This is a genomic window from Cellulomonas sp. A375-1 (assembly GCF_001040865.1).
Lineage (GTDB): Bacteria > Actinomycetota > Actinomycetes > Actinomycetales > Cellulomonadaceae > Cellulomonas > Cellulomonas gelida.
In genome coordinates this window covers 1-10,710 of sequence record NZ_LFKW01000082.1, presented here as the reverse complement: position 1 = coordinate 10,710, position 10,710 = coordinate 1, and the positions used below count along the sequence as shown (strand labels likewise).

Below are 10,710 nucleotides of genomic sequence, written 5' to 3'. Positions count from 1 at the left end.
GCGGGGATCGCGACCGACGTCGTCCCTTCGAACGCCACCCTCGACGCGTACGACCTCGTCGTCGTCCCCGCGCTCCCGCTCGTCGACGACGCTGCGGCCGCCGCCGTCGCGCGCGTGCCGCAGCGCGGAGGCGTGCTCGTCGTCGGCCCGTTCAGCGCGGCGCAGGACCCGACGACGCGCGTGCGGACCGGACCGTTCCCCGGTCCGTGGGTCGACGTGCTCGGGATCGCGGGCGAGGAGTGGCGGCCGCTGCCCGAGGCGGGCACGAGCCTGCTCAGCGAGCGGTACGGCGATCACGCCGCGCGCGTGTGGTCCGAGCGGCTCACCGCGCGGGACGCGCAGGTCCTCGTGACGTACGGCGGCGCGGACCTCGCGGGGGCACCGGCCGTCACGCGCCGCCTCGTGGGCGAGCGCGGCCAGGCCTGGTACGTCAGCACCGTGCCGGACCCGCACCTGCCCGGCGGGGACCTGCTCGACCGCGTCGTGCTTGACGCCGCGGCGGCAGCAGGGGTGCGCGGGCCGCTCGCGCACGTGCCCGACGGCGTCGAGGTGGCGCAGCGCGGCGACCTGCTGTTCCTGCTCAACCTCGCGGGCGACGAGCGGGAGGTCGACGTCGGCGAGACCTGGTCCGGCGAGGTCGAGGGCCTGGGCACCGCGGTCGTCGCCGGCCGCCTGCGCCTGCCCGGCGGCGGCGCTGCCGTGGTCCGCCGCACGACGAGCCCGCCCGGCTGAGCCGGCAGCGGCCCGCTCGACGGGGCCCTGCCGCCTACGAACCGGCGTGCACCCGGCCGACGAACCCGGCCGCACGAACCACGACCTCACACGACGGTCGCCAGCGACGCGAGAGAGAGCACCCCATGAAGTTCACCGACGGCTACTGGCTCACGCTGCCCGGCGTGCAGGTGCTGCGCCCCCGTGACGTCGCGGACGTGCGGGTCGACGACGACTCGCTGACGGTGTGGTCCTCGACCGCGCCCCTCACGACGCGCGGCGACACGCTCAACCGCCCGCTGGTCACCGTGACGTTCTCCTCGCCGCTCGACGACGTCGTCGGCGTGCAGATCGAGCACCACACGGGCGACGTCGCCCGCGGCCCCCGGTTCGAGGTCGCGAGCGGGACACCCGACCTCAAGATCACGCACGACGAGGCCGCGCGCGTCGCCGAGGTCCGCTCGGGTGCGCTCACGGCGGCGGTGCGCACCGGGGGCGCGTGGGGCGTGGACTTCGTGGGCGACGGCCGCGTGCTGACGTCCTCGACGCCCCGCAGCATCGGGATCGTCACGGACGCCCAGGGCAGCGCGTACGTGCACGAGCAGCTCTCGCTCGGCGTGGGCGAGCACGTGTACGGGCTGGGCGAGCGGTTCGGCCCGTTCGTCAAGAACGGCCAGAGCGTCGACATCTGGAACGCCGACGGCGGCACGGCGAGCGAGCAGGCGTACAAGAACGTGCCGTTCTACCTGTCGGACGCGGGCTACGGCGTGTTCGTCGACGACCCGGGCCTGGTGTCGTTCGAGGTCGGCACGGAGGTCGTCTCCCGCACCCAGTTCTCGGTCGCGGGTCAACGGCTGCGCTACTACGTGATCTACGGGCCGACGCCCAAGGAGATCCTGCGCAAGTACACCGCGCTGACCGGCCGCCCGGCCCGGCTGCCCGCATGGTCGTACGGGCTGTGGCTGTCGACGTCGTTCACCACCCGGTACGACGAGGAGACGGTGACGTCGTTCGTCGACGGCATGGCCGAGCGCGACCTGCCGCTGTCGGTCTTCCACTTCGACTGCTTCTGGATGCGCGAGTTCCACTGGAGCGACTTCGTGTGGGACCCGGCGACCTTCCCGGACCCGGTCGGCATGCTGTCGCGGCTCAAGGCCAGGGGCCTGCGCATCTGCGTGTGGATCAACCCGTACATCGCGCAGCGCTCGCGCCTGTTCGACGAGGGCAAGGCGCGCGGCTACCTGGTGACGCGCGCCGACGGCTCGGTCTGGCAGACGGACATGTGGCAGGCGGGCATGGCGCTCGTCGACTTCACCAACCCCGACGCCTCGGCGTGGTTCACGGGGTACCTGCGCGAGCTGCTCGGTCAGGGCGTCGACGCGTTCAAGACCGACTTCGGCGAGCGGATCCCGACCGACGTCGTGTGGCACGACGGCAGCGACCCGCACCGGATGCACAACTACTACACGCACCTGTACAACCGCGTGGTCTTCGAGCTGCTCGAGGCCGAGCGCGGCGCGGGGGAGGCGGTGCTGTTCGCGCGGTCGGCGACCGCGGGCGGGCAGCAGTTCCCCGTGCACTGGGGTGGCGACTGCGAGTCGACGTTCGCGTCGATGGCCGAGGAGCTGCGCGGCGGGCTGTCGCTGGCCTCGTCGGGGTTCGCGTACTGGAGCCACGACATCGGCGGGTTCGAGGGCGAGCCCGACCCTGCGGTGTTCAAGCGCTGGGTCGCGTTCGGCCTGCTCTCGTCGCACAGCCGCCTGCACGGCTCCGACTCGTACCGGGTGCCGTGGGCGTTCGACGACGAGGCCGTCGAGGTCACGCGGCTCTTCACGCACCTCAAGCACCGCCTCATGCCGTACCTCGCGGAGCTGGGCGAGCAGGCGCACGAGCAGGGCGTGCCCGTGATGCGCCCGATGGTCCTGGAGTTCCCCGACGACCGCGGCACCGCGACGGTCGACACGCAGTACATGCTGGGCGAGAGCCTGCTCGTCGCGCCGGTGTTCAGCGCCGAGGGCGACGTGGACGTGTACGTGCCCGAGGGCACGTGGACGTCGCTGCTCGACGGCTCGCGCGTGTCGGGGCCGCGCTGGGTGCGCGAGCGGCACGACTTCACGTCGCTCCCGTTGTACGTGCGAACCGGGACGGTGCTGCCGTTCGGGGCGCGCGCCGACCGGCCGGACACCGACTGGGTCGACGGCGTGACGCTGCGCCTGTTCGACCTGCCGGACGGGCACCGCAGCCGCACGCGCGTCCCGTCGTCCTCGGGCGGTCCGGCGTGGTTCACGGTCGTGCGCGAGGGGTCGACCGTGCGCGTCGAGGCCGAGGGGACGACGGCGCCGTGGAGCGTGCGGGTCGAGGCCGCGCCTGGCGGCGAGCCCGTCGAGGCGCACGCGGCCGCGGGCGTCGGCGTGCTGGAGGTCGTCCTGGCGGGGCCGGGCTCATGACTCGGTATCGTGCGGTGGTCCGGCACGCTGGTCGAACGACCGACCTCTCCGCTATCGTAACGATTCGAACTGCGCCGGAACCGGTTCCGGCCCGCGGTGACCGCGGGTCTGACCGCGGGTGCCCCCGTCAGCCATCGAAGGACTCTCAGCCATGACCACGACGCGCCCCTCCGGCCGCCAGTTCCCTGCCGACTTCCTGTGGGGATCGGCCACGGCGTCCTACCAGATCGAGGGGGCCGTCGACGTCGACGGCCGCGGTCCGTCGATCTGGGACACGTTCTCGCGCACGCCCGGCAAGGTGCTCGACGGCGACACCGGTGACGTCGCGGCCGACCACTACCACCGCGTCCCGCAGGACGTCGCGATGATGGGCGACCTCGGGCTGCAGGCGTACCGGTTCTCGATCGCGTGGCCGCGCATCCAGCCGACGGGCTCGGGCGAGTTCAACCAGGCCGGCCTGGACTTCTACTCCGACCTCGTCGACCGCCTGATCGCCCAGGGCATCGACCCCTACGTCACGCTCTACCACTGGGACCTGCCGCAGCCGCTCGAGGACGCGGGCGGCTGGGCGAACCGCGAGACCGCGCTGCGCTTCGCGGAGTACGCGCGCAAGGTCGCCGAGGTGCTCGGTGACCGGGTCACGATGTGGACGACGCTGAACGAGCCGTGGTGCTCGTCGTTCCTCGGCTACGCGAGCGGCGTGCACGCGCCGGGCGTCACCGACGACGAGAAGGCGCTACGCGCGGTGCACCACCTGAACCTCGCGCACGGCCTGGCCGCGCGTGCGATCAAGGACGTCCTCGGCGAGGACACGCCGGTGTCCATCACGCTCAACCTGCACGTGACGCGTGCCGCGAGCGAAGACCCGGCCGACGTCGAGGCCAAGCGCCGCATCGACACCATCGCGAACGAGGTCTTCATCGGCCCGATCCTCGACGGCGAGTACCCCAAGGAGGTCTTCGCCGACACGGCCGAGATCACCGACTGGGGCTTCGTGCTGGACGGCGACCTCGACCTCATCAAGGTCCCGCTCGCGGTGCTCGGCGTGAACTACTACTCCACGGGCAAGGTCAAGCACGGCACGCCGCCCAAGGGTGACGGCACCCCGGGCCCGGACGGCCACCGCTCGTCGCCCAACAGCCCGTGGGTCGGCGCGTCGCAGGTCGAGTGGCTCCCGCTGCCGGGCCCGCACACGGCGATGGGCTGGAACATCGAGCCCGAGGGCCTCGTCGAGCTGCTCGTCGAGCTGCACGAGCGCTACCCGGGCCTCCCGCTGGCCATCACCGAGAACGGTGCGGCGTTCTACGACACGGTGAGCGAGGACGGCCGCGTGCACGACGCCGAGCGCGTCGCCTACCTGCACGACCACATCGACGCCGTCGGCGAGGCCCGGGACAAGGGTGTGGACGTCCGCGCGTACTTCGTGTGGTCGCTCATGGACAACTTCGAGTGGGCCTACGGCTTCGACCGCCGCTTCGGGATCGTGCGGGTCGACTACGACACGCTCGAGCGCACCGTCAAGGACTCGGGCCACTGGTACGCCGAGCTCATCCGGACGGGCACCGTCCCCACGCCGGAGTCGGCCGCGATCCTCTGACCGCAGCGGCGGGCCTGCACCGCAGTCGGCCGCGCACCCGAACCGTGCCCCGAGGCGCCTCGCGTCCCGGGGCACGGTCGCACCCGGGTGGCGCCGTGAGTCGCGTCCGTCGCCCGTCGCTCGCGACCGTCGCGGGTGCAGGACGACACGCGGGGGCGGATTCGGCGTTCGACGCGCGATCGGGGAGGATCGAGCCATGGCCCGACGCTCGACCAAGCGCCCGTACGGGTCCGAGCACGTGCCGCTCGACGTGCAGCGCGCGACCGGCGGCCGCACCGTGCAGGACGCACCCGACGGCGAGTGGGTCGTGCAGCAGGTGCGCGGCGGCGAGCGTGACTACCGCTGCCCCGGGTGCGACCAGCTGGTCCCCTCGGGCACTGCGCACGTGGTCGCCTGGCGGGCCGACGCCTGGTTCGGTGACGCCGTCGAGGACCGCAGGCACTGGCACGCGGCGTGCTGGGACGCGCGCACCCGACGAGGCCCGACCAGACGCACACCCGCGAGAGGGCGCTGACGTGCCGCAGGTCCCGACGACGACCCGCTCGACCTGGCCCGCACGCGCGCCGCGACTGGTGGCGACCGACCTCGACGGGACGTTGCTCGACCCGCACGGCACGGTCTCGTCGCGCACCGCCGACGCCCTGCGCGACGCCGAGGACGCGGGCATCGAGGTGGTCTTCGTGACCGCGCGCCCGCCCCGGTGGCTCGCGGACCTCGCTCCGCACGTCGCGGGCCACGGCGTCGCGATCTGCGCCAACGGCGCCGCGGTGGTCGAGGTCGCCACCGGGCGCGTGCTCGCCGAGCACGGCATGAGCGCGGCACTCGTCGGCGAGCTCGCCGCGTCGTTGCGCGCCGTGCTGGGCGAGGTGCACCTGGCGGTCGAGCGCACCGAGGGGTTCGCGGCGGAGCGGGGCTTCGTCGACGTGCACCGCGTGCCGCCCGGCAGCCCCGTCGCGCGCCGCATCGAGGACGTGCTGACGGACTCGACGCTCAAGCTCCTGGTGCGCACGGCGGCCGACCACGGCGAGTCGCACTCGGCGACGGTGCAGACCGCGATCGGCACCGCCGCGATCGCGGTCGACTCGGGTGCGGTCGGTCTCGGCGAGATCAGCGCGCTGGACGTCACCAAGGCGAACGCGCTCGCGCGCTGGGCCGAGCAGCGTGGCCTGCGGGCCGACGACGTGTGGGCGTGCGGCGACGCCCCGAACGACCTGCCGATGCTCGCGTGGGCGGGGGAGTCGTTCGCGGTGGCGAACGCGTACGACGAGGTGCGTGCCCGGGCCAGGCACGCGTGCCCGGCGAACGCCGACGACGGCGTGGCCCACGTCCTCGAGCACGCGACCGCTCTCGCGCGGGCGCGCGCCGCCCGGGCTTAGGCTCGAACGGATGACGACCTCGACCGAGCCTGCAGCCGGACCTCCCCAGGACCGCACCCAGGACACCACGCAGATCCGTTCCCTGACCGTCCTGCCGGGCCACCGCGAGGACGTCGAGCTGCACACGGCCGACGGCCTCACACTCGTCGGCGAGCTCGCGCGCCCCCTGGCGGCCGACGGCGGCCCGGCGACCCCCGCCGCGACGCTCGTGACGCTGCACCCGCTGCCGACGCACGGCGGCTACATGGACTCGCACGTCTACCGCAAGGCCGCCTGGCGGCTGCCGGCGCTCGCCGACCTCGCGGTCCTGCGGTTCAACACGCGCGGCACCTCCAGCCCGCGCGGCACCAGCGACGGGGCGTTCGACGAGGGCGTCGGCGAGCGGTTCGACGTCGCGGCCGCGATCGAGTACGCCGAGTTCCACGACCTGCCCCGGCCCTGGCTCGTCGGCTGGTCGTTCGGCACCGAGCTCGCGCTCATGCACGGACGTGACCCGGCGATCGAGGGCGCGATCCTGCTGTCACCGCCGCTGCACCGCGCGACCGACGCCGACCTCGACGCGTGGGCCGAGTTCGGCCGTCCGCTCGTCGTGCTGGTCCCCGAGCTCGACGACTACCTGCGACCCGACGACGCGCGCGCCCGCTTCGCGCGCGTGCCCCAGGCCGAGGTGATCGGCGTGGACGGCGCCAAGCACCTGTGGGTCGGCGAGCCCGCCGTGCGGCGTGCCCTCGACGAGATCGTCGGGCACGTCCTGCCGGGCCACGCCCCGCTCCCGACGACGTGGGACGGACCGTCCACCACGGGGACGACGAGCGTCGCGCCGACGAACGGCACGGACGACGACGAGCGCGGCGACGCGCTCCCGGACGACGAGGAGGCGTGATGACGCTGCACGTGCTGCGCGAGGCGCGCGACGACCGACCGCCGATCGTGCTGCTGCACGGGTTCCCGCTCGACCACCGCATGTGGGCGGCCACCGCCGCCGAGCTCGTCGGCTCGCACGAGGTGCTGGCCGCGGACGTCCCCGGAGCCGCGGGTCCCGACGCCGGGCGCGGCGAGCCGTCGCTCGACACGGCGGCCGACCGGCTCGCGGCCGCGCTCGCCGACCGCGGGGTCGACCGCGCGGTCGTCGTCGGGCTGTCCATGGGCGGCTACGTGGCGCTCGCGCTCGCGGAACGGCACCCTGCGCTCGTGGCGGCCCTCGGCCTGGTCGACACCAAGTCGACCGCGGACACCGAGGAGGCCCGCGCCCACCGCCTGCGCGTCGCCGACGAGGCCGAGCGCACCGGCACGGTCGAGCCCGTGCGGGCCATGGCCACGTCGCTCGTGGGGGAGAGCACCCGTGCCGCGCAGCCCGAGGTGAGCGACCAGCTCGCGCAGTGGATCGAGGAGCAGACGCCCGCGGGCGTCGCCTGGGCCCAGCGCGCGATGGCCGCGCGCCCCGACCGCACCGACGTGCTGGCCGCGTTCACCGGCCCGGTCACGGTCGTCGTGGGCGACGAGGACACGGTCACCCCCGTCGCGGCCGCCGAGCACATGGTGGCTGCGTCGCCCGCCGCGCAGCTCGTGGTCGTCCCGCACTCGGGCCACATGTCCGCGGTCGAGCAACCCGCTGCGGTGGCCGCCGCCCTCAGCGACCTCGCGCAGCGCGCCGGCTCGGCCTGATCGCCGCGCCGACACCTTCAGCGGGCGCGCACTCTCCGTACGCCGTGTGGGCTCAGGCCGCTGCGCGCAGGCGTGCGAGCGCGTCCTTCATGTCGACCGACTCGCCGTCCTTGCCGCCCGCCCCGATCACGAGCGGGGGGTCCGACGGCTCGGGTCGCACGCCGCGCACGCGCGCGACGAGGCTCGGCGGCGTCCGCAGCACGTAGAACGCGCCGTCGGTGTCGATCGCGACCGTCTCGTCGAACCGCAGGTACCAGCCCTGCAGCGGGGTGCGGTACCGCTGCCGACCGTCGTACGTGCGCACCCGCAGCGGCTCGGGTGCGGGACCGTGCTCGAGCGCGTGCGCGACGAACTCCGTGATCATCGCGTGCGCGCGGGCCGACTCCGCCTGGCGTCGGAGCTCGAGCGCCTCCGCGTGCGCGTGTGCGGCCTCGCGGCGTTCCTCGCGCCAGCGCGCGGCGTCGGTGTCACTCATGCTCGTCCTGATCGGTCGCTCACGGTCTCGACCTGAGCCGCAGCGCCCCGCCACCCGTGACGGGCGGGGCGGGCCGGGGTGCGACGCGACGCGCGTGCTGACGTCCGACGCGCGTCGCGTCCCCTCGTGCTGCTCCCTGGCTCAGCTGGTGCTCGACGGCTCAGCGAGAGCCGGCGTGCTCGTCCTGCGACGAGGCCCCGTCCTGCTGGCCGTCGCCGTTCTCGTCGTCCTGCCGGCCCCCGTCGTGCTGATCGTCGTCGTGCTGGCGGTCGCCGTGCTGGTGCGCGTCGTGCTGGTCGGCGCCCTCGCGACCGGTCTGCGAGTCGCCGTCCGACGCCTCGTCCACCGGGCCACCGGACTCCGCCGTCGGCGTGTGCTCGCCCTTCACCTGCTCGGCGTTCGCCTGCTCGGTGACCTGCGGTTCGGCGTCCGGCTGCGGACCGTCGGTGGGCTCGCCCGCGGCGGCGCTCTGCGCCTCACCCTGAGGCTGAGCCGCCGCGGCGGCGGACAGCGGGGCCGGTCGCGACTTGGGACGGGACTTCGCCGCGGGCCGGGCCGCCGCGGGAGCCGCGGCGGGCATCGCGGCGGTCACGGCCGCGGGCTCGGCGGAGCGGCCCTTCGCGGCCTGCTTGGCCGCATCCTTCGGGTGCCCACCGGCGGGGCCGTGGGTCGCGGCGAACTCGGCCTCGGCGCGGCGCGCACGGTCGAGCGCCGCGCGGTCCGGGTCGTGGCCGAGCAGGTTGCGCAGCTCGTCGAGGTACGTCGTGATCGACTCACGCTGACGGTTGAGGTCCTCGACCTGGCGCGCCGCGGTGGTGCGCTCACGCTCGGACTCGGTCATCGCCTCGGAGATCTGCTTCTCGGCGTGCTCGCGCGCCTCGGCGACCACCTTGTCGGCGTTGCGCCGTGCGTTGGCGAGCAGCTCCTTGGCGTGGCTCTCGGCGTCGGTGCGCACCTTCTCGGCCTGCGCGAGCGCCTTGGCCACGCGCTCCTCGGCCTCGGAGGCGTGCGCCTCGGCGTCGCGCACGAGCCGCTCGGTCTCGGCGCGTGCGGCGTCGTGCCGCGCGGCGTCGTCGCGCTCGCTCGCCTCGCGCTTCGACGCGATCTCGAGCTCGGCGTCGGCCAGCCGCTGCTCGGCCTCACGCACGAGCTCGTCGGCGCGCGCCTTGGCGTTCGCGAGCGTCTCGCCCGCGGACCGGCGCGCCTCGTTGAGCACGCGCTCGGTGTCGAGGCGGGTCTGCTCGCGCTGCTCGCGCGTCTCGCGGTCGGCCGCCTCGCGCAGCTGGGTGCTCTCGCGCCCCGTGGTCTCGCGCAGCTCGGTGGTCTCGCGCTCGGTCGTCTCGCGCAGATGAGTGGTCTCGTGCGTGGTGCGCTCGCGCAGCTCGGTGCTCTCGCGCTCGGCGGCGGCCCGTACCTCGTTCGCGTACTGCTCGGCCTGCGCCCGCAGCGCCGCGATCTCCTGCTCGACCTGCTGGCGCAGCGCGGCGGTCTCGTCGGCGACCGTGGCCCGCAGCTCGCCCGTCTCACGGTCCGCCTGGGCCCGGACGAACGCCGAGTACTGGTCGGCCTCGGTGCGCAGCGCGGCGACCTCGGCGGCCACGCGCTGCTGCAGCGCGGTCGCGTCCCGCTCCGCCGCGGCCCGGGTGGAGTCGGCGAACTCCTGCGCCTGCGTGCGCAGCGAGGTCGTCTCGGCGCCGACCTCCTGGCGTTGCTCCGCGACCTCGAGCGCGACGTTCGCGCGCAGCTCGGCGGCGTACCGCTCGGCCTCGGTGCGCAGTGCGGCCGCGTCGGCCTCGACCTGCTGACGCAGCGCGGTGGTCTCCTCGTCGGCCGTCTGGCGCAGGTCCTGCGCGTAGCGGTCCGCCTCGTCGCGCTGCTGCGTGGTCTCCTGCTCGGCGCGTGCGCGCAGCTCGCTCGCGGTGCGCTCGGTCGCGACACGCAGCTGCGTCGCCTCGTGCTCGACGCTCGCGCGCAGCGTGCCCAGCTCGCGCTCGAGCGACGTGCGGCGCTCGCTCTCCTCGGTCGTGATCGCGCTCTGGATGCGTGCGGCCTCGCGCTCGGCGGAGCCGACGAGCTCCTCGGCGCGACGCTGCGCGGCCAGGAGGGTGCTCTCGGCCTCGGTGGTGGCGGTCGTGCGGACCTCCTCCGCCTCGCGGCGCGCGGTCGCGAGCAGCTCGGCGACCTCGTTCTCGGCGCGTGCGCGCAGCTGCCCGGCGGACAGCTTGGCCCGCGCGAGCGCGTCGGCGGCTTGGGCGTTGGCCTGCGTCACGACGTCGGAGGACTGCTCCTCCGCGGACCGCAGCAGCTGCTCGATGCGCGAGCCGAGCCCGGAGTACGTCGGGCGCTCGGCCTCCCGCAGCTGGCGGTGCGCCTCGGAGAGCTCACCGGAGACCTGCATCGCCTTGGCGTCGAGAGCCTCGACCTGGGCGCGAGCCTCGG

9 protein-coding genes are annotated in these 10,710 nt (G+C 74.6%); 7 read left to right on the top strand and 2 right to left on the bottom strand.

Going from position 1 to position 10,710, the window contains the following annotated elements; translation table 11 throughout:
• The 7 genes from CWIS_RS19365 to CWIS_RS09010 form a co-directional block, all read left to right on the top strand.
• On the top strand, window positions 1–732 hold a 732-nt coding region (locus tag CWIS_RS19365), incomplete at its 5' end, for a beta-galactosidase trimerization domain-containing protein (protein ID WP_048342991.1).
• A gap of 125 nt (window positions 733–857) precedes the next feature.
• Window positions 858–3,158 (top strand): alpha-xylosidase, encoded by a 2,301-nt coding sequence (yicI, locus tag CWIS_RS09035; RefSeq protein ID WP_048342949.1) that lies wholly within the window; start codon window positions 858–860, stop codon window positions 3,156–3,158.
• 151 nt (window positions 3,159–3,309) lie between these two features.
• A complete protein-coding gene (locus tag CWIS_RS09030) occupies window positions 3,310–4,755 on the top strand; it encodes a GH1 family beta-glucosidase (RefSeq protein ID WP_048342948.1) in 1,446 nt (481 codons plus the stop codon).
• A 196-nt stretch (window positions 4,756–4,951) separates the two neighbouring features.
• Window positions 4,952–5,269, top strand: a complete 318-nt coding sequence (locus tag CWIS_RS09025; protein ID WP_048342947.1) for a hypothetical protein — start codon at window positions 4,952–4,954, stop codon at window positions 5,267–5,269.
• A gap of 1 nt (window position 5,270) precedes the next feature.
• Window positions 5,271–6,131, top strand: coding sequence for an HAD family hydrolase (locus tag CWIS_RS09020; protein ID WP_048342946.1), 861 nt, complete (start codon window positions 5,271–5,273; stop codon window positions 6,129–6,131).
• A 10-nt stretch (window positions 6,132–6,141) separates the two neighbouring features.
• Window positions 6,142–7,014, top strand: coding sequence for an alpha/beta hydrolase (locus CWIS_RS09015; RefSeq protein WP_048342945.1), 873 nt, complete (start codon window positions 6,142–6,144; stop codon window positions 7,012–7,014).
• Window positions 7,014–7,796: an alpha/beta fold hydrolase gene (locus tag CWIS_RS09010; protein WP_048342944.1), complete on the top strand. Its 783-nt coding sequence runs from the start codon at window positions 7,014–7,016 to the stop codon at window positions 7,794–7,796. The genes CWIS_RS09015 and CWIS_RS09010 overlap by 1 nt, the downstream gene beginning before the upstream one ends.
• 52 nt (window positions 7,797–7,848) lie before the next feature.
• Here the strand turns inward: CWIS_RS09010 and CWIS_RS09005 are convergent, their stop codons facing one another.
• Together CWIS_RS09005 and CWIS_RS18765 are read right to left on the bottom strand one after the other, a co-directional pair.
• Window positions 7,849–8,271 (bottom strand): hypothetical protein, encoded by a 423-nt coding sequence (locus CWIS_RS09005; protein WP_048342943.1) that lies wholly within the window; start codon window positions 8,269–8,271, stop codon window positions 7,849–7,851.
• A gap of 160 nt (window positions 8,272–8,431) precedes the next feature.
• Window positions 8,432–10,710 (bottom strand): hypothetical protein (locus tag CWIS_RS18765; protein WP_231583745.1); only part of this gene is annotated, 2,279 nt, incomplete at its 5' end.

Excerpts from the sequence above, each read along its gene's own strand:
- yicI (WP_048342949.1), top strand. The coding sequence starts at position 858 with ATGAAGTTCACCGACGGCTACTGGCTCACGCTGCCCGGCGTGCAGGTG.
- CWIS_RS09030 (WP_048342948.1), top strand. The coding sequence starts at position 3,310 with ATGACCACGACGCGCCCCTCCGGCCGCCAGTTCCCTGCCGACTTCCTG.
- CWIS_RS09025 (WP_048342947.1), top strand. The coding sequence starts at position 4,952 with ATGGCCCGACGCTCGACCAAGCGCCCGTACGGGTCCGAGCACGTGCCG.
- CWIS_RS09015 (WP_048342945.1), top strand. The coding sequence starts at position 6,142 with ATGACGACCTCGACCGAGCCTGCAGCCGGACCTCCCCAGGACCGCACC.
- CWIS_RS09010 (WP_048342944.1), top strand. The coding sequence starts at position 7,014 with ATGACGCTGCACGTGCTGCGCGAGGCGCGCGACGACCGACCGCCGATC.
- CWIS_RS09005 (WP_048342943.1), bottom strand. The coding sequence starts at position 8,271 with ATGAGTGACACCGACGCCGCGCGCTGGCGCGAGGAACGCCGCGAGGCC.